We start from the raw sequence: 18518 nt of genomic DNA, 5'->3' as shown, positions 1-18518 counted from the left end.
CGATTGGATCGCCGCGGTCAGGGCCGCGATGATTTTGGGATGTCGGCGGCATCGGCTGCGCCGGCCTCCTTCTCGGCCGTACCGCGCGCGGCCGCCGCGTCGTCGCCGATCAGCTTGCCGATCGCCTCTTGGACGGAGCCCTTGGCTTCACGCGTCGCTGCGGTCTTCGCCTCGGCATCGGTCGGTGCCGCTGCGTCCGAACGTCGGGTGGTCATGCTGCCGTCTCCTGTTCCGTCCGCTCCTGCATGACGCCTTCGCCGTCGAAGCCGCGGGCACGGGCCCAGGCGACTGCGGCGATACGGCGATTGACCCCGATCTTGGCGTAGATGCGGGCGACATGGTTGCGGACGGTGTTGCCGGCGACATCAAGGGTCCGGGCGATCGTCTTGTCGTCGTAACCGCGGCAGATCAGCGCCAGCACATCGCGTTCGCGCGTCGTGAGATCATCGAGGCCGGGGCCGGTGACGTCCGGCTGGGGCGCTCGAAGCCGTGCCAGCTTGTCCATGATCGAACGGCTGAACCAGCTCGTATCCTTCATCACCGCCTCGATCGCCTCGACCAGTTCGAGTTCGGTCGCCTTGCGCTGCGTGATGTCCTGGAACGCCCACAATACGCAGGCGTCGTCACCCAGCGTGATCGCCTCGGTCGAGACGATGCAATCGATCCTGGCACCGTCCTTGGCACGAATACGCGCTTCGTGGCCCCGCAGGTCGTGTCCGCCGTGGATCGACGCCTCGATCTCGCGACGTTTCGCGTCGCTTTCCCACAACTCTATGTCGCCGAGCGGGCGATCGATGATCTCGGTTGGGTCGTAGCCGGTCATCTCGGTGAAGCTGGCGTTGACCTCGCACAGCAGGCGTCCGTCGCGCACGCCGATCGCCATTGGTACGGGTGCGAGCTGGAAGGTGCGGGTGAACCGCTCTTCGCTGTGCCGTAATGCCCCTTCGGCCTTCCGGCGCGGTTCGAGATCCGCGAAGGTGAACAGCATGCAGGGCTGATCGCCCATATCGATCGGCTGCCCCGCGACGATGACGAGCTTGGTGCCGCCATCAGGCAGTTCGATTTCCGCCTCCATTTGCAGGATGGTCCGCCCTTCGGACAGGCGTTCCTTGGCCAGGTCGCGCTTTTCCGCGTGGCGCAGCACATCGATGTCATAGACCGTCTTGAGCAGCACCTGATCTCGATCGTGCCCGGTCATGTCGAGAAACCCCTGATTGACCTTGATGAAGCGTAGATCGCTCAGACGGCAGATCAGGGCGGGCGCCGGGTTGGCGTTGAAGGATTGCTCGAAGCGATCCTCTGCCTCGAACCGCGCCGATACGTCCTGAATCACCATCACCAGGCACGCAGGCTCAGCGTCATCGGCATCGTTGAGCACGAGACTGCGCACTTGGTGCACCCAGCGCGGGTCGTCTTCCCCGGCGACGGTGACCTCCACCACGACTTCCGAAAAGGAGTCGCCCGTGACCACGCGTTCGATGGGATAATCATCCGCTTCGAGGCGGTGATTGTTGCGATAGCGCAGCTGGAACCGCGAACGATACTCGTCCACGGTCGCACCCAGTTCCGCAATGTCCTTGACACCGTGCATGGCCAAGGCGGCATCATTAGCCCAGAGCAGGCTCTGATCGGGATCGATCAGGATCACACCCTCGTCGAGACCGACGATGATCTGGCGCAGGTGCCGCAGATCCGCCGTTTCGCGAAGGGATTTGAACGCCGCTTCGGCCATGACGGGATCAGGAGCGTCGTGCGTGAATGAACCAGGCAAGGCCGTAACCGACCAGTGCCGCTGCGACCGCCCAGAGTGCGGGCGTATCCTGAACCGTCTGCGCTGCGGCTTTCCCGGTCTTCTGGGCGGTGTCCGCGATACGCTCGCCGGCGTCCTTCAGGCGGTCGCGCGCCTCATCGGCCAGCTCGGGCGCACTGTCGATCGCATCGCCGACGATGGACCGGGCGCGGCCATATCCGTGCTGCGCCCCGCCAGCGACCTGATCGACGACGCCATCGACCTTCCAGTCGCGGCTGTCGACGGCATCGCCGATCGCCTTTTCGACCTTGCCGCCTACATAGCGGGCGCCACCCTGAAATTCGTCTTTGTTCATGATCGCTTCCTTGCAGGAGTGAATAGATGGATGGTCAGGGAAGGACGCCGCAACCCGCGGCGGCTTTACCCACCGCCAGCGCGATGGCCGGGTCCTTCAGCTCACCGGCAACACGCAGGAGGTCACCGACCGTCAGGACGCCGGGCGTGGAATCGTCTTTGCCATAGGCCGCAGCGGCGCGGCCGAGCTGCTGAAGCTGACCGAGCGACAGATCGCCCTGGAGGCGGGTGCCGACGCAGTCAGCACGCTGGCTGTCTAGGCCATAGCGCTGAAGCCCGGTAGAAATGCGGGCGGCTGGCGCGGCACAGCCGGTTATCGCCAGCGCGCAGAATGCTGCTATTGCAAACACCTTCATGGGGGTTCCTTCCCGGCCGGATCCGCAAGCGCGGCCGGTTCGGGCGGTTGAACAGTCCGGGGAGGTGCCTGTTCCTGGTCTTTTTGCGTGGTAAGCTAGTCGGTAAGTACCACAACCGTGCAAGCGGCGCGTTCCTCATAGAGTTGCTGGAGACGTTCGTGGATCAACCGGGCGCCCGGCTCATAGCTCTCTTCCGCGAGACGACGATGGTCCGCAGCGCGACGCTGCAGATAGTCGCGCTCCTCCATGCCGGATCGGACCGCGTGGTGGGTATCAGGTTCTACGCTCATCGCTTTCTGCTATCAGCGGAAAGCATGCCAGGACATCGTGCGGATGTACCATGCGCCTGGTAGTTTTGCAGCGTTCCGCTCAAGCTCTCGAAGGCGATAGTCCGACCACGGATGAACCATGATGAAAATTCGTGAGACGATGACCTTCATGGCGGCGCTGGCGCTCTGTACGCCAGCCACGTAGGCCGCGCCGGGTCGCGCTCAATTCGCCAGACAGGCCCCGGCCGTCGCGGACGGCGTGTCGAACGAGCGCCTGGCGATGCTGGACCGTGTGATCGCGGCGCGGGTTGCGAAGGGGGAGATGGCGGGTGCCGTGGTGCTGGTCGCGCGTCACGGAAAGATCGTTCACCTGACAGCGACCGGCATGGCCGATATCGATGCCCGGCGCCCGATGGCGGACGACACGATCTTCCGCGCCTATTCGACGACCAAGCCGGTCGCCGCGGTCGCGATGATGATGCTCTACGAGCGGGGGCTGTTCCAGCTCGACGACCCGGTCGCGAAATACCTGCCCGAGTTCAAGGACGTCCGGGTGCTCAAGACGCCGAAATCGCCGCTGACCGAGACGGTCGCGGCCGACCGGCCGCCGACGATCCGCGACCTGATGCGGCACACGTCCGGGCTCAGCCGCGGTTGGGGCGACGATGCGGTCAATGCCGAGTACCGCAGGCAGGGCGTCTTCGAGCTGGACGTGTCGATGACGGCGATGTCGGAGAAGCTCGGGCGAATACCGCTGCTCTTTCAGCCCGGCACCGTGTTTCACTATGCCGTGGGCGCGGATGTGGAGGCGCGGCTGGTCGAGTTGCTCTCGGGCGAGCCGTTCGACCTGTTCCTGCGCGACGAGCCGTTCGGCCCGCTGGGCATGGCCGACAGCGGCTTCTGGGTCGACCCCGCGCGCGCCGGGCGGCTCGTCACCGTCTACTGGCACAAGGACGGCAAGCTGACACCGCTCGATCAAGCGCATGGCTACCCGACGGGGCAGGGCTTCCTGGTCGAGCCATGGAGCGTGAACAACTATACGGTGGACCACCCGCGCAAGGGCGGCAGCTATCGGCTGGTCACGACCGCCACCGACTATTGGCGGTTCGCGCAGATGCTGCTCGATCACGGCACCTTCCGGGGGAAACGGCTGCTGAGCCCGAGCACGGTGGACTATATCGCCCGCGACCATCTGCCCCCGAAGGTGAAGCCGGGCGTCCCGTCGGGGCTGGGCCATGGACTGGGTTTCGCGGTGGTGGAGGATGCCGCGGCGACCAGCGGGGTGGGGACCGACGGCACCTTCTACTGGAGCGGGGCCGCCAACACACATTTCTGGATCGATCCGAAAAAGAACCTGATCGTCGTCGCCATGACCCAGGAAATGGCCAACCCGCAGACCCAGCCGTTCCGCGATCAGGTCAGGTCGATCGTCTATGGCGCGCTGATCGAATGATGACCGGTAGCGGCCTCACGCTGCTGGCCGACCATTGTACCTCACGACCATATCGGACACTTCGCGGCGGATCGGCGGTAGTCTTCGGATCGCCGCCAATCGGGTGCGCTTGAAATGATCGCCGAGAGCGGCTGGTTCACCTCATGCGCGATCGAGGCGGCAAGCTGCCCCAGCGTCGTCACGCGCGCCATATGGGTCAGCTCCGCCTGCGATTCCGCCAGCCGTGCCTGCGCCCGGTTGCGTTGCGTCACGTCCAGCGCGGTGATCAGGACATGCCGCCATCCATCATGGTCGGGCCGCAGCGTCACCCGCGGGACGACGTCGATCACCTCTCCGGCGATGGTGCGGAACTGCATCTCCTCCTCGACCGGCATAATAGCCGCGCAGCAACCGGTCGAAGATGCGGACCTGCGCCGCCATTGCCGAGGTCGTGTGGTGCGCGATGATGTTGCCGCCGATCAGGTCGGATCGATCCGCATAGCCGAACAGGCGCGCGACCTCTTCGTTCGCATCGCGGATATGGGTGCGCCCGGCAGCGCGCTGTACCAGATCGAGGCTCGGTGTGTCGCCCGCATGAAGCATCGCATGGACTGCCGAGCAGTCGGATTCCCAGAACGGAAATCCCGCCACGCTGAAGATCATGCCATAGCGCTGGTCGGCCCGCCGCCGTTCCGCCGCCACCGTGATCTGGCGGGCGTACAGCAGGGCGGTGGTCGCAATCGCGACCAGGCTGACGGCGAGGCGCATCGTCGGCGAACCGATGCCGTCGGCGCCGTGGCTGATCCCATAGCCGACGATCGCCAGCGCTGCGCAGACCGAACCCGCCAGATGGACCGCCGATCGCCGCTATTCGCGCGACGCCAGGAGGACGACGATCGTATAGAGCACCGCAACCGCGCCCTGGAGCGGGCTGAGCACGTCGAGCGCGAAAATGCCAAGGGCGAGCAGCGCGGCCATTCCGATCCGCCCGGCGGCTATCCACCGCCCCGCCTCGCCGTCACCGCGCATCGCCGCCCCCCGGACCGTCCGAAAGGATCGCCGTCCCGAAGCGACGCTGGCCGATCGCGCAAGGAACCGCAACTCCACTCCATCTCCATCCGGTCAGAGCCGCACGTCCATCCGGAACCGCGTTCCCGGGCAGGCGGCCTCCCACGTCACGGTCGCGCCCAGCTTCGCCGCCGTGGCGTGGATCAGGCGGCTGCCCAGTCCGGTCCGTTACCTGGTGTTCCGGAGCCAACCCCCCGGTTCTCCACCGAGAACCGATAGCTGCCATCCGCACGACCGCGAAGGGTCACCAGAATGCCGCCGGGTTCGCCGGATCGGTAGGCGTGTTTGCAGGCCTTCGTCACCAGCTCGGTCGCGAGTACGCCGACCATCGTTGCGGCAGTGCTGGCGGCGGGAACCCTCGCGGCATCCACGACCACCGGCCGGTCTGGCCCGCAACTGCGGGAAAGCCACCCGCCCAGGCCCTCGAGATACTCGCCCAGATCGATCTCGTCGTCGTCGCGCGCGTAGAGATGGCGGTGCACGGCACCGATCGCGACGATGCGCTCGCGCGTCCGTTCCGGCGCCGCCAGCGTCTCCCGCGAAGCCCCTCGCACCTCGACCGCGATCAGCGCCGCGACGAGCTGAAGCTGGTTGGCGATGCGGTGGTTCGCTTCATCGGCGGCGCTTGGCATTGCCGGCCCCGGCGTTTCGCACGTCGGCGAAGGCGGCAGCCCTGCGATCATCATGCACATCCTGGCCACACCCCGCTGCGATTGACGATGTCATCTGGCAGGGGAAAACGGGGGGGCACCATCATACGCAGGTTTATGTATCGGGCGATGTCGCCCGAAACCTGCGTATGATGGCGTCGAGGAGACAAAGGGACGATCGTCAGCTGTTGAACGATGCGGTCACGGCCGGCACGAAGGGGAATCAGCATGATCGATACGCGTGAGCACCAGCGCTTTCCGGTTCTGACGCCGTCGCAGATCGAAACCGCGCGCCGGTTCGCCAGCGGCCCTGAGCGACGCTTCGCGGCAGGCGAGACGATCTATGCGATCGGGGATCATGGCGCACCGGCGTGGCTGGTGCTGGACGGCGCGATCGAGGTGGTCCGCCGCGACGGCTTGAGCCGCGAGGCGACGATCACGGTCCACCATGCCGGGCAATTCTCCGGGGAGGTCAATCAGCTGGCGGGGCGGCCGTCGATCGCGGCTGGCCGGGCCGGGCCCGGCGGCTGCACGGCCCTGCCGATCGACCCTGCGCATCTGCGCGCGCTGATGGTCGGATCGGCGGATCTCGGCGAGATCGTCATGCGCGCGCTGATCCTGCGCCGGGTCGGCCTGATCGAGGAGGGCGGTGCCGGCACGATCCTGATCGGTACGCCCGGCAGCCCCGACATGGTGCGGTTGCAGGATTTCCTGGCGCGCAGCGGACTGCCCAACCTGATGCTCGACGTCCGGTCGGACGAGGAGGGCAGGGCCCTGGTCGAGCGCACCGGCGTGCTGCCGGAGGACCTTCCGCTGGTGGTCTGCCCGACGGGATCGGTGCTGAAGCGGCCCGGCGTCGAAGAACTTGCCGCCTGCCTCGGCGTCGTTCCCGACATCGACCCGGATCGCGTGTTCGATGTCGCGATCGTCGGTGCCGGCCCGGCCGGTCTGGCGACGGCCGTCTATGCGGCATCGGAAGGGCTGTCGGTCCTCGTCCTCGATGCCAGGGCGATGGGTGGGCAGGCGGGTGCATCGGCGCGGATCGAGAATTACCTCGGCTTTCCCACCGGCATCTCCGGTCAGGCCCTCGCGGGCAGGGCGTTCAATCAGGCCCTGAAATTCGGTGCCGAGGTCGCGATCCCGGTCTCTGTCGAGCGGCTCGACTGCGACGCGCCGGACCTGCGCCTGCTATGCGCTGACGAGCGCCGGGTGAAGGCGCGCGCGGTGGTCATCGCCTCCGGCGCGCGATACCGCCGGCCCGACGTGCCGAACCTCGCCGCATTCGAAGGCGCGGGCATTTCCTACTGGGTCTCGGCGATCGAGGCGCGGCTGTGCGCCGGCGAGGAGGTGGTGCTGGTCGGCGGCGGCAATTCCGCCGGACAGGCCGTCGTTTTCCTCGCGCCGCATGTCCGCACGCTGCACCTCGTCGTGCGTCGGGAACTCGCCGCCACCATGTCGCGCTACCTGATCGACCGTATCGCCGCACTGCCGAACGTCGAATTGCATATCGGCACCGAGATCGCGGGCCTGGAGGGCGATCGCGAGACCGGGCTGACCGCCGCGACGTTCCGCAACCGGCGCGACGGCTCGCTCACGCGGCGCGCGGTTCGGCACATGTTCCTCTTCATCGGCGCGGATCCGAATGCCGATTGGGCGCAGGGCTGCGTCGAGACGGACTCCAGGGGTTTCATCGTGACCGGCGGCGGCACCCTGCCGCTGGAGACGAGCCGCCCTGGCGTGTTCGCGATCGGCGACGTTCGCGCCGGCTCCACCAAGCGCGTCGCCGCCGCCGTCGGCGAAGGCGCCGCGGTCGTCGCCCAGATCCACGGCATGTTTGCGGCACGGTCCAGCGAGGAGACGCATCGATGACCTGCACGCACATGGCCACCATCCATGAGGTGACGCCGAGCGCCAGAGGCTGCGAGGAGTGCCTGAAGATCGGCAGCGAATGGGTGCATCTGCGGTTGTGCCGCGAATGCGGTCACGTCGGCTGCTGCGACCAGTCGCCGCATCGTCACGCACGTGCGCACTTCCACGCGACCCGGCACCCGATCATCGAGGGCTATGAGCCGCCCGAGGGCTGGGGCTGGTGCTATGTCGACGACGTCGAGGTCGACCTGCCGGACCAGACGCCGCAGGTCGGGCCGATCCCGCGCTTTTGGTGAAGGCGGTTCGGTCGCACGATCCGTGCAGGCCGAACCCGTCGACGTCGCGCCGTCCACGATCATGGGTCGTCGTGGACGGCCGCGTCTCAGGTCGCAATGCAACAAGACGAGGGGCGGATCCCGTCCGCGCCTCGTCCCCGGGGTAAGACGACGATCAGTCGCGGACGAACGCCAGCAGGTCCGGGTTGATTACGTCGGCATGGGTGGTGAGCATGCCGTGCGGGAAGCCCTCATAGACCTTCAGCGTCGCATGCCGCAGGAGCCTCGCCTGGAGTAGCGAGCCCGTCTTGTAGGGAACGATCTGGTCGTCATCGCCCTGCAGGACCAGCGTCGGCACGATGATCGCCTTCAGATCCTCGGTCTGGTCGGTCTCGGAGAATGCCTTGATCCCCTCGTAACGGGCCTTGGCACTGCCCATCATGCCCTGCCGCCACCAGTTGCGGACGAACCCGTCGTACATGGCCGCGCCATCGCGATTGAAGCCGTAGAAGGGGCCGGACGCCACATCGAGGAAGAACTGGGCCCTATTGGCGGCCAGCGCCTGCCGGAAGCCGTCGAACACCGCGATCGGCGTCCCGTCCGGGTTGGCCTCCGTCTTCACCGTCAGCGGCGGCACCGCGCTGACCAACACCGCCTTGGCGCCCCGCCCTTGCGGCTGACCGTAGTTCGCCACGTACCGCGCCACTTCGCCGCCCCCCGTGGAATGGCGATATGCACCGCGTTGCGAAGATCGAGGTGTTCCGCCACGGCCGAGGCGTCCGCGGCGTAATGATCCATGTCGTGGCCGATGCCGACCTGCGCCGAGCGCCCATGACCGCGGCGATCATGCGCGACGACGCGATATCCATTGGCGAGGAAGAACAGCATCTGCGCGTCCCAGTCATTGGACGACAGCGGCCAGCCGTGATGGAAGACGATGGGCTGCGCGTCCTCGGGCCCCAGTCCTTGTAGAAGATCTCGACGCCGTCTGCGGTAGTCACGTAAGCCATGCTGTCCTCCGTCCGGTCGGGCGGGGCGATCGCCCGTCCGACACGCCGGACATCGGACATCCACCGCCGTGGCGCTATCATACGGACGTTTCGGGTGGTGCGCCGCAGGCGATCGGTGGGTCCGATCGCTGCCGCGACTGGGAACGACCGAGATGGCCGCGCTCGGCAGGCGTAGCTATTCGAGCAATGACCCTCGCGCGCTGCTCTTCGTGGGCCGGGTCTAACCCGGCGGCGATCGCCTTCCGCGCCTCCCGGCATGTCCCTCGTGCGTCGGCGCGCGAGTTGGTTGCTCAGGCGTCGATGTGACGCGTCTTCTGCTGGCCGGCAAATCGATAGCGTGGAGCCCGTCGTCTGGACGACAGGAGCAGTCCCTGGCCGTCGATGAGATTGTACGGCTTCGCCTTCGGTTTGGCGGAGGGGATCCGGCGTTGTGTCCGTGTCGCCGTGTTGATCGCGCCACACGACTGCCGGCGATCGGCGATTCAATCGTACTGTAAGGCCAGCCGCCTGCTGGACGCCCCTGGACGAATCCGGGGAGAACAAATGGTGCCCAGAAGAGGACTCGAACCTCCACGACCTTGCGATCGCCAGCACCTGAAGCTGGTGCGTCTACCAATTCCGCCATCTGGGCACGGGGTAGGCCGGCGCCTCTAGGGGAGGGGTGGCGGCCTTGTCAACCGTGCTTGTGCGCGGCTAGGGCGGCGGCACGAGATTCCTATCGACAAGGGTGTGCGACGATGACCATCGGACTGGTGACGCTGATCGGCGGCGGGGGGTTCCTGGGGCGGTACATGGCACAGGCGCTGCTGCAGGCGGGGGCGCGGGTGCGCGTCGCGCAGCGCGATCCGCGGCAGGCGTTCTTCCTCAAGCCCCTGGGTGGGTTGGGCCAGACGCAGTTCGTCGCGGCGGACGTGACGCGGCCGGCGACGATCGCGAACGCGGTCCATGGCGCGGATGCGGTCGTCAATCTGGTGGGCACGTTCACCGGCGATCTCGACCGGGTGCATGTTCGCGGTGCGGGGGCCGTGGCGGAGGCCTGCACGGGGGCCGGGGTCGGCGCGCTGGTGCATGTGTCGGCGATCGGGGCGGACGCTGCGTCCGACTCGCGCTATGGCCGGACGAAGGGTGAGGGCGAGGCTGCGGTGCGCGCGGCGTTCCCCGGCGCGACGATCCTGCGCCCCTCGACGGTGTTCGGCCGCGAGGATGCGTTCGTGAACCGCTTCGCCGACATGATCGCCAAGCTGCCGGTGGTGCCGGTGCTGCGCGCAAGCGCGCGGTTCCAGCCGGTGTTCGTCGGCGACGTCGCGAATGCGGCGGTCGCGGCGCTCTCCGACCCGGCGGCGCATGGCGGGCATGTCTATGAACTGGGCGGCCCCGACATCCTGACGATGGGCGAACTCCAGCGCTGGATCGCCGCGGCGATCGGGCGCGACCCGTCGTTCGTCGAACTGCCCGATGTCGCGGGCGCGGCGATCGCGGCGCTGGGCTTCCTGCCCGGCGCGCCGATCACCGGCGACCAGTGGAAGATGCTCCAGCGCGATAGCGTCATGTCACAGGGCGCCGAGGGCTTCGCCGCGCTGGGACTGACGCCGACCGCGCTGGAGGCGATCGCGCCCAGTTGGTTGATGCGGTATCGGCGGGCGGGGCGGTTCGGCGCACGCACCGCGGCGGTCCAGGCCTGACGTGAGCGACATCCTGACCGCGATCCTGCTCGGCATCATCGAGGGGGTGACCGAGTTCTTGCCGGTGTCCTCGACCGGGCATCTGGTGCTGGCGACCGAACTGCTGGGGTATGACCCCGAGCGCTGGGCGGTGTTCAACATCGCGATCCAGCCGGGTGCGATCCTGGCGATCGTGGTGCTGTACTGGCGGACCTTCTGGGCAGTGTTGCAGGGGCTGGTACAGCGCGAGCCCGCCTCGATCGCGTTCGTGCGCAACTTGCTCATCGCGTTCGTACCGGCGGTGGTGCTGGGGCTGGCGTTCAACAAGCAGATCGAGGCGCTGCTCGAGAGTGCGGTGGTGGTCGCGTGGGCGCTGATCGCGGGGGGCGTCGCGATCCTCGTGATCGAGCGGGTGGCAAAGACGCACGGCGTCGGCGGCATATCGGGCGTGACGACCGCGCAATCGGCGAAGATCGGGCTGGTGCAGTGCATCGCGATGATTCCGGGGGTGAGCCGGTCGGGAGCGACGATCATGGGGGCGATGGCGCTGGGGATCGACCGGCGGACCGCGGCGGAATTCTCGTTCTTCCTCGCACTGCCGACGTTGACGGGGGCGACCGTGCTCCAGCTGTTCAAGCATCGCGACGCGATCACGCACGACCAGCTTGGACTGATCGCGATCGGGTTCGTGGTCTCGTTCGTCGTCGCGCTGGCCGTGGTGAAGGCATTCATGGCGGTGGTGACGAAGCATGGCTTCGCACCGTTCGCGTGGTATCGGATTGTTGCGGGCGCCACCGCGCTGGCGATGCTGACGTTACGATAGGCATGAATTCGGCCGTAAAAACTGTTCGCAATTGCAGCAGGATCGGGTTTGTTGGCGTAAAGTATCAGTTTTTAGGTAAGCAAAACTGACCCATCATCTGGACGTGCCTTCCCACCGTCGCTAAAGCGGCGGTCGGAGGGCGCACATGGCTGCTGATTCGATGCTGAAGTTCGTGGGGACCGCGCAGGCTTATCCGGCCAAGCGTGCCGCGGAGGCGCGCGCGGAGGATTTCCGCGAGATCGCCGAGCGCTATGCCGTCCAGCCCGCGGAGGACCAGGCGTCGCGCTGTTCGCAGTGCGGCGTACCCTATTGCTCGGTGCATTGCCCGCTTCACAATCATATCCCGGACTGGCTCCGGCTGACGGCCGAGGGGCGGCTGCGTGAAGCGTACGAGCTGTCGAACGCGACCTCGACGATGCCCGAGATCTGCGGGCGGATCTGCCCGCAGGACCGCCTGTGCGAGGGCAATTGCGTGATCGAGTTCTCGGGCCACGGCGCGGTGACGATCGGGTCGGTGGAGAAGTTCATCACCGATACCGCCTGGGAAGAAGGCTGGGTCGAACCGCTCGTCGCCGGGCCGGCGCGGGGGCAGTCGGTGGGCGTGATCGGCGCTGGGCCGGCGGGGCTGAGCGCGGCGGAATATCTGCGCGGCTATGGCTATGAGGTTCACGTCTATGATCGCCACGATCGTGCGGGCGGACTGCTGACATACGGCATTCCGGGCTTCAAGCTGGAGAAGCCCGTCGTGATGCGCCGCGTCGATCGGCTGAAGGCGGGCGGGATCGTGTTCCACGAAGGATTTTCGGTCGGGGTCGACGCGACGCTCGACGAACTGCGCCAGCGCCACGACGCCGTGCTGATCGCTACGGGCGTGTACAAGGCGCGCGCGATCGACGTCGAGAATGCGGGCGCGCACGGCGTGGTCGAGGCGCTCGATTTCCTGACCGCGTCGAATCGCAAGGGCTTCGGCGATATCGTGCCTGCGTTCGAGGACGGCTCGCTCAACGCCGAAGGCAAGGCCGTCGTCGTGATCGGTGGCGGCGACACCGCGATGGACTGCGTGCGCACCGCCATCCGGCAGGGCGCGACCAGCGTGAAGTGCCTCTATCGTCGCGACCGCGCGAACATGCCGGGATCGCAACGCGAGGTGGCGAATGCCGAGGAGGAGGGCGCCGAGTTCGCATGGCTGTCCGCGCCGCAGGGGTTCGCCTCCGCAGAAAATGGGGGATTGGAGCGGGTGACTGCGGTACGCGTCAACCGGATGCGCCTCGGCAGCCCTGACGCCAGCGGGCGGCGTGCGCCCGAGATCGATCCGGGCGCGGGCGAGACGATGGACGCCGATCTGGTCATCAAGGCGCTGGGCTTCGACGCGGAGGAGTTGCCGCGGCTGTTCGGCGCGCCCGAACTGGGTGTGACGCGCTGGGGCACCGTGCTGGTCGACGGCAAGACGCTGATGACGAGCCTGGACGGCGTGTTCGCGGCGGGGGACATCGTGCGCGGGGCCTCGCTGGTGGTGTGGGCGATCCGCGACGGCCGCGACGTGTCCGCGCAGATGCACAAGCATCTCAAGGCGAAGGCGGCGGCGGGAAGGCAGGCGGCGTGAGGTTGAGTGCCGGAGAGGTGGATGCGATCAAGGCGGCGGCGGCGGAAGCCTTCGGCGCGGATGCGGTCGTGCGCCTGTTCGGCAGCCGGGTGGACGACAGCCTGCGAGGGGGCGATATCGACCTGCATATCGAGGCGAGGGAGGCTTGTGCCGATCTCGATCACGAAATCCGGTTCCGCGCGCTGGTCTGGAAGATGCTCGACGAGCCGCAGATCGACGTGGTGGTTGCGGCGCGGGGCGCGACGCCGCGATGGATCGACCGCGCGGCGTTGCGCGACGGGGTCCGCCTGTGACGCGCGACGAGGTCCTTGAGGCAACGACCGAGGCGGCGCAGGCCGCGGGAGCGGTCGCGGCGCATCTCGAACGGTTGATGGCGCGGATGGCGGGGTGGTTGCCCGTCGAAGGCTCCGTTATCGCCGACTGGGACGACGATCGTCGCGAGAGGCTGCATGCATTGCTGAGGATGTTCGATCAGCTGTACGACATGACGACGCGAAAACTGTTCCGCGGACTGCTCTTCCTGTCGGGCGAGACGATCGCGGGCCTGTCGGCGCGGAACCAGTTCCGGCGCATCGAGGCGATTGGCGGACCAATGGCCGATCGCTGGATCGAACTGGGCGCGACCCGCAACCTGCTGGCGCACGAATATCCGACCAATCCGGTCGCCCAGGCGCAGCGTGCGAACCGCGCCTGGGCCGATCTGCCGACGCTTATCGACGGTACGCGCACCACCCTCAATCTGCTTCGTTCGGAAGGCCATCTGTCATGACCGCAACCACCGACCAGCGTGACCGTCTCGCCGAGCATGGCATGTACCGCCCCGAATTCGAGGGCGACGCGTGCGGCGTCGGGCTGGTCGCGGCGACCGACGGCACCGCCTCGCGCCGGGTCGTGCAGAGTGCGATCGATGCGCTGAAGGCGGTGTGGCATCGCGGCGCGGTCGATGCGGACGGCAAGACCGGCGACGGCGCGGGAATCCATATCGACCTGCCTGCGCGGTTCTTCGACGATGCGATCGCGGCGGGCGGGCACAAGGTGATGCCGAACCGGCTGGCGGTGGGGCAGATCTTCCTGCCGCGCACCGATCTGGGCGCGCAGGAGAGCTGCCGGACGATCGTCGAGAGCGCGATCATCGAGGCGGGCTATACCATCTATGGCTGGCGACAGGTGCCGGTGAACGTCTCGGTGATCGGGCAGAAGGCGCAGGCGACGCGGCCCGAGATCGAGCAGATCATGATCGCAGGGCCGCTGCCCGAAGATCAGGACGCCGACGAGTTCGAGAAGACGCTGTATCTCGTCCGCCGGCGGATCGAGAAGCGCGTGATCGCGGCGCAGATCCAGGGCTTCTACATCTGTTCGCTCAGCTGCCGGTCGATCGTCTACAAGGGGCTGTTCCTCGCCGAGAGCCTGTCGGTGTTCTACCCGGACCTGACGGACAAGCGCTTCGAGAGCCGGGTCGCGATCTTCCACCAGCGCTATTCGACCAACACCTTTCCGCAGTGGTGGCTCGCGCAACCCTTCCGCACGCTGGCGCACAACGGCGAGATCAACACGATCCGCGGCAACAAGAACTGGATGCTCAGCCACGAGATCCGGATGGCGAGCCTGGCGTTCGGGGACAATTCGGAGGACATCAAGCCGGTGATCCCGGCTGGTGCGAGCGATACCGCCGCGCTCGACGCGGTGTTCGAGGCCATTTGTCGCTCCGGCCGCGACGCGCCGACCGCCAAGCTGATGCTGGTGCCCGAGGCCTTGCTGGAGGACGGCGACACCCCGCCGACGCACGCCGCGATGTACCAGTATCTCGCCTCCGTCATGGAGCCGTGGGACGGCCCAGCCGCGCTGGCGATGACGGACGGGCGATGGGCGGTGGCGGGGATGGACCGCAACGCGCTGCGTCCGCTGCGCTATACGCTGACTGCGGACGGGCTGCTGATCGTCGGGTCGGAAAGCGGGATGGTCGTGGTGCCCGAGAGCACGATCGTCGCCAAGGGCCGGCTGGGGCCGGGGCAGATGATCGCGGTCGACCTGAAGGACGGCGTGCTGCTGTACGACCGCGACGTGAAGGACCGGATCGCGGGCGAGCAGGACTATGCCGCGATGACCGGCGCGTTCCAGACGCTCGCCGACCTTCCCAAGGTCGAGGATGCGGTGGTGCGCTACGATCGCGCCGAGCTGGCGCGGCGGCAGGTCGCGGCGGGGCAGACGCTGGAGGACATGGAGCTGATCCTGTCGCCGATGGTCGAGACCGGCAAGGAAGCCGTCGGCTCGATGGGCGACGACACGCCGCTGGCGGTGATTTCCGACAAGCCCCGGCTCATCAGCCAGTTCTTCCGGCAGAATTTCTCGCAGGTGACGAACCCGCCGATCGACAGCTTGCGCGAACGCTATGTGATGTCGCTGCGGACGCGTTTCGGCAACCTCGCCAATATCCTCGACACCGAGGATCGGCGCGAGCGCGTGCTGGTGCTCGATTCGCCGGTGCTGACGGGCGAGCACTGGGCGCGTCTGAAGGCGTATTTCGGCGCGAGCGTCGCGGAGATCGACTGCACGTTCGAGGCGGGCGCCAATGGCGATCGTGGAGGCCCCGAGAAGCTGCGCGCCGCGATCCAGCGGATCCGCAACCAGGCCGAGCAGGCGGTGCGCGAGGGCAAGAGCGAACTGTTCCTGACCGACGAGCATATCTCGGTAGACCGCGTCGCGATCCCGGGCGTGCTGGCGGCCGCGGCGGTGCATACGCATCTCGTCCGGCGGGGCTTGCGTTCCTACGCCAGCGTCAACGTGCGGACCGCGGAATGCCTCGACACGCATTATTATGCGGTACTGATCGGCGTGGGGGCGACCACCGTGAACGCGTATCTGGCGGAGGCCGCGATCGCGGACCGGCACGCGCGCGGGCTGTTCGGCACGATGGCGATCGAGGAGTGCCTCAAGCGGCATCGGATCGCGGTCGAGGAAGGGCTGCTCAAGATCATGTCGAAGATGGGGATCGCGGTGATCTCCAGCTATCGCGGCGGGTATAATTTCGAGGCGGTGGGCCTGAGCCGCAGCCTCGTCAACGACCTGTTCCCCGGCATGCCCGCCAAGATCTCGGGCGAGGGCTATGCCTCGCTCCACATCAACGCGAGCGACCGGCACGACATGGCGTATGACGAGGCAGTCGCACGGCTGCCGATCGGCGGCTTCTATCGCCAGCGCAACGGCGGGGAGCCGCATGCCTATTCGGCGCAGTTGATGCACCTGTTGCAGACCGCGGTGTCGACCGACAGCTATTCGAGCTACCTGCAATTCTCGCGCGGGGTGGCGGACCTGCCGCCGATCTACCTGCGCGACCTGCTCCAGTTCAACTATCCGGCGGAGGGCGTGCCCGTCGACCAGGTCGAGGCGATCACCGAGATCCGCAAGCGGTTCGTGACGCCGGGCATGTCGCTCGGCGCGCTGGGGCCGGAGGCGCACGAGACGCTGGCGATCGCGATGAACCGGATCGGCGCGAAGGCGGTGTCGGGCGAGGGCGGCGAGGATAGCAAGCGCTATGTGCCCTACGCCAATGGCGACAACGCCAATTCGGGGGTGAAGCAGATCGCGAGCGGGCGCTTCGGCGTGACCGCGGAGTATCTGAACGCGTGCGAGGAGATCGAGATCAAGGTCGCGCAGGGCGCCAAGCCCGGCGAGGGCGGACAGCTGCCCGGCTTCAAGGTGACCGAGTTCATCGCCAGGCTGCGCCATGCGACACCGGGGGTGACGCTCATCAGCCCGCCGCCGCATCACGACATCTATTCGATCGAGGATCTCGCCCAGCTCATCTACGACTGCAAGCAGATCAACCCGACCGCGCGGGTGTGCGTGAAGCTCGTCTCGTCGGCAGGCATCGGGACGGTCGCGGCGGGCGTGGCGAAGGCCCATGCCGACGTCATCCTGGTCGCGGGGCATGTCGGCGGGACGGCCGCGAGCCCGCAGACCTCGATCAAGTACGCCGGCACGCCGTGGGAAATGGGGCTGAGCGAGGTCAACCAGGTGCTGACGCTCAACGGCCTTCGCGGGCGGGTGAAGCTGCGCACCGATGGCGGGCTGAAGACCGGGCGCGACATCGTGATCGCGGCGATCCTGGGTGCGGAGGAGTTCGGGATCGGGACGCTGAGCCTGGTCGCGATGGGGTGCATCATGGTGCGCCAGTGCCATTCGAACACCTGCCCGGTGGGCGTGTGCACGCAGGACCCCGCGCTGCGCGAGAAGTTCGTCGGCACGCCCGAGAAGGTCATCAACCTGATGACGTTCATCGCCGAGGAAGTGCGCGACATCCTCGCCAGGCTGGGCGTGCGCAGCCTCGACGAGATCATCGGACGGACCGAGCTGTTGCGGCAGGTGAGCCGCGGGGCGGAGCATCTCGACGATCTCGACCTGAACCCGGTGCTGGCGAAGGTCGACGCGAGCGATGCCGAGCGGCGGTTCAGCCTGACGACGTTCCGCAACGAGGTGCCCGACAGCCTCGACGCGCAGATCATCAAGGATGCCGCGGCGGTGTTCTCGCGCGGGGAGAAGATGCAGCTGACGTACAGCGTGCGCAACACGCACCGCGCGGTCGGCACGCGGCTGTCGAGCGAGATCACGCGCAAGTTCGGCATGTCGAAGCTGAACGACGGGCACGTCACGATCCGGCTGCGCGGCTCTGCGGGGCAGTCGCTGGGCGCGTTCCTGTGCAAGGGGATCCGGCTGGAGGTGTTCGGCGATTCGAACGACTATGTCGGCAAGGGGCTGTCTGGGGGCGAGATCATCGTGCGCCCGGCGGTGTCGTCGCCGCTGGCGAGCCAGGACAACACGATCGTCGGCAACACCGTGCTGTACGGCGCGACCAGCGGCAAGCTGCTGGCGGCTGGGCAGGCGGGAGAGCGGTTCGCGGTGCGCAATTCGGGCGCGACCGTGGTGGTCGAGGGCTGCGGCGCGAACGGATGCGAATACATGACCGGCGGCGTAGCGGTGGTTCTGGGCAAGGTGGGCCAGAATTTCGGCGCGGGGATGACCGGGGGAATGGCGTTCGTCTACGATCCCGATGCGCTGTTCGCCAAGCGCGCGAACCCGGACAGCATCGTGTGGCAGCGCGTCGCGACGCTGCACTGGGCGGAGCTGTTGCAGGGTCTGGTGCGCGAGCACGCCGACGCGACCGACAGCAAATGGTCGCGCGCGCTGCTCGAGGACTGGGATCGGGTGGCGGGCGATTTCTGGCAGGTGGTGCCCAAGGAAATGCTGACGCGGCTGGCGCATCCGCTCTCGGACGAGGTGGAGCCGGTCGCGGCGGAGTGAGGTGACTAAATCCTCTCCTGGAAGGGGAGGTGTCAGGCGTCAGCCTGACGGAGGGGGGCTTCCTCAAGCGACAGCGTTCGTGGCGTGCCCCCTCCGTCGC

General features: G+C 67.3%; 17 protein-coding genes, 1 tRNA gene and 1 pseudogene. 9 read left to right on the top strand and 10 right to left on the bottom strand.

The annotated features are described in order from the left end of the window. Window positions 1-17: 17 nt before the first annotated feature. Genes ACV7NO_RS16885 through ACV7NO_RS16870 form a run of 4 tightly spaced genes read right to left on the bottom strand, consistent with a single transcriptional unit; the run spans window position 18 to window position 2460 of the window. Window positions 18-215: a hypothetical protein gene (locus tag ACV7NO_RS16885; RefSeq protein ID WP_463407114.1), complete on the bottom strand. Its 198-nt coding sequence runs from the start codon at window positions 213-215 to the stop codon at window positions 18-20. Beyond that, complete coding sequence (locus ACV7NO_RS16880; protein ID WP_463407113.1) at window positions 212-1732, bottom strand: PAS domain S-box protein; 1521 nt, start codon at window positions 1730-1732, stop codon at window positions 212-214. Before ACV7NO_RS16880 ends, ACV7NO_RS16885 begins: the two co-directional genes overlap by 4 nt. 7 nt (window positions 1733-1739) lie before the next feature. Next, on the bottom strand, window positions 1740-2105 hold the full coding sequence (locus ACV7NO_RS16875) for a CsbD family protein (protein WP_463407112.1): 366 nt from the start codon (window positions 2103-2105) through the stop codon (window positions 1740-1742). A 34-nt stretch (window positions 2106-2139) separates the two neighbouring features. Beyond that, complete coding sequence (locus ACV7NO_RS16870; protein ID WP_463407111.1) at window positions 2140-2460, bottom strand: hypothetical protein; 321 nt, start codon at window positions 2458-2460, stop codon at window positions 2140-2142. A 528-nt stretch (window positions 2461-2988) separates the two neighbouring features. Between ACV7NO_RS16870 and ACV7NO_RS16865 the strand changes: the two genes are divergently transcribed. Next, window positions 2989-4182 (top strand): serine hydrolase domain-containing protein, encoded by a 1194-nt coding sequence (locus ACV7NO_RS16865; protein WP_463407110.1) that lies wholly within the window; start codon window positions 2989-2991, stop codon window positions 4180-4182. 41 nt (window positions 4183-4223) lie between these two features. On the opposite strand, the gene ACV7NO_RS16860 is transcribed toward ACV7NO_RS16865, so the two are convergent. The 4 genes from ACV7NO_RS16860 to ACV7NO_RS16845 form a co-directional block, all read right to left on the bottom strand. Next, window positions 4224-4511 (bottom strand): hypothetical protein, encoded by a 288-nt coding sequence (locus ACV7NO_RS16860; RefSeq protein WP_463407109.1) that lies wholly within the window; start codon window positions 4509-4511, stop codon window positions 4224-4226. Next, window positions 4468-4929 (bottom strand): hypothetical protein, encoded by a 462-nt coding sequence (locus ACV7NO_RS16855; RefSeq protein WP_463407108.1) that lies wholly within the window; start codon window positions 4927-4929, stop codon window positions 4468-4470. Before ACV7NO_RS16855 ends, ACV7NO_RS16860 begins: the two co-directional genes overlap by 44 nt. A gap of 99 nt (window positions 4930-5028) precedes the next feature. Beyond that, window positions 5029-5190, bottom strand: a complete 162-nt coding sequence (locus tag ACV7NO_RS16850) for a hypothetical protein (protein WP_463407107.1) — start codon at window positions 5188-5190, stop codon at window positions 5029-5031. Window positions 5191-5372: 182 nt separating this feature from the next. Further along, a complete protein-coding gene (locus ACV7NO_RS16845; RefSeq protein WP_463407106.1) occupies window positions 5373-5912 on the bottom strand; it encodes a sensor histidine kinase in 540 nt (179 codons plus the stop codon). A 189-nt stretch (window positions 5913-6101) separates the two neighbouring features. Between ACV7NO_RS16845 and ACV7NO_RS16840 the strand changes: the two genes are divergently transcribed. Next, complete coding sequence (locus tag ACV7NO_RS16840; protein WP_463407384.1) at window positions 6102-7748, top strand: FAD-dependent oxidoreductase; 1647 nt, start codon at window positions 6102-6104, stop codon at window positions 7746-7748. Further along, on the top strand, window positions 7745-8044 hold the full coding sequence (locus ACV7NO_RS16835; protein WP_463407105.1) for a UBP-type zinc finger domain-containing protein: 300 nt from the start codon (window positions 7745-7747) through the stop codon (window positions 8042-8044). The genes ACV7NO_RS16840 and ACV7NO_RS16835 overlap by 4 nt, the downstream gene beginning before the upstream one ends. Window positions 8045-8198: 154 nt before the next feature. Here ACV7NO_RS16835 and ACV7NO_RS16830 read toward each other — a convergent pair. Beyond that, window positions 8199-9033 (bottom strand): annotated as a pseudogene (locus ACV7NO_RS16830) (alpha/beta fold hydrolase). 544 nt (window positions 9034-9577) lie between these two features. Next, a tRNA-Leu gene (locus ACV7NO_RS16825) sits at window positions 9578-9664 on the bottom strand. 106 nt (window positions 9665-9770) lie between these two features. On the opposite strand from ACV7NO_RS16825, the gene ACV7NO_RS16820 reads away from it, so the two are divergent. From ACV7NO_RS16820 to gltB, 6 genes are all read left to right on the top strand, one after another. Continuing rightward, a complete protein-coding gene (locus tag ACV7NO_RS16820; protein WP_463407104.1) occupies window positions 9771-10715 on the top strand; it encodes a complex I NDUFA9 subunit family protein in 945 nt (314 codons plus the stop codon). Between the two features lies 1 nt (window position 10716). Beyond that, window positions 10717-11517, top strand: coding sequence for an undecaprenyl-diphosphate phosphatase (locus tag ACV7NO_RS16815; protein WP_463407103.1), 801 nt, complete (start codon window positions 10717-10719; stop codon window positions 11515-11517). A gap of 145 nt (window positions 11518-11662) precedes the next feature. Next, window positions 11663-13120, top strand: coding sequence for an NAD(P)-dependent oxidoreductase (locus ACV7NO_RS16810; RefSeq protein ID WP_463407102.1), 1458 nt, complete (start codon window positions 11663-11665; stop codon window positions 13118-13120). After that, window positions 13117-13413 carry a hypothetical protein gene (locus ACV7NO_RS16805; RefSeq protein ID WP_463407101.1) on the top strand — a complete coding sequence of 99 codons (297 nt, stop codon included), beginning with the start codon at window positions 13117-13119 and terminating at the stop codon, window positions 13411-13413. Before ACV7NO_RS16810 ends, ACV7NO_RS16805 begins: the two co-directional genes overlap by 4 nt. Beyond that, entirely contained in the window at window positions 13410-13889 is a 480-nt protein-coding gene (locus ACV7NO_RS16800) for a hypothetical protein (RefSeq protein ID WP_463407100.1), read from the top strand. The genes ACV7NO_RS16805 and ACV7NO_RS16800 overlap by 4 nt, the downstream gene beginning before the upstream one ends. Next, window positions 13886-18418 (top strand): glutamate synthase large subunit, encoded by a 4533-nt coding sequence (gltB, locus tag ACV7NO_RS16795; protein ID WP_463407099.1) that lies wholly within the window; start codon window positions 13886-13888, stop codon window positions 18416-18418. The genes ACV7NO_RS16800 and gltB overlap by 4 nt, the downstream gene beginning before the upstream one ends. Window positions 18419-18518: the final 100 nt, after the last annotated feature.

The organism is Sphingomonas sp. Ell38C01, assembly GCF_055231975.1.
The sequence above is the reverse complement of the archived record's forward strand: the minus strand, read 5'-3'. Positions and strand labels throughout refer to the sequence as shown.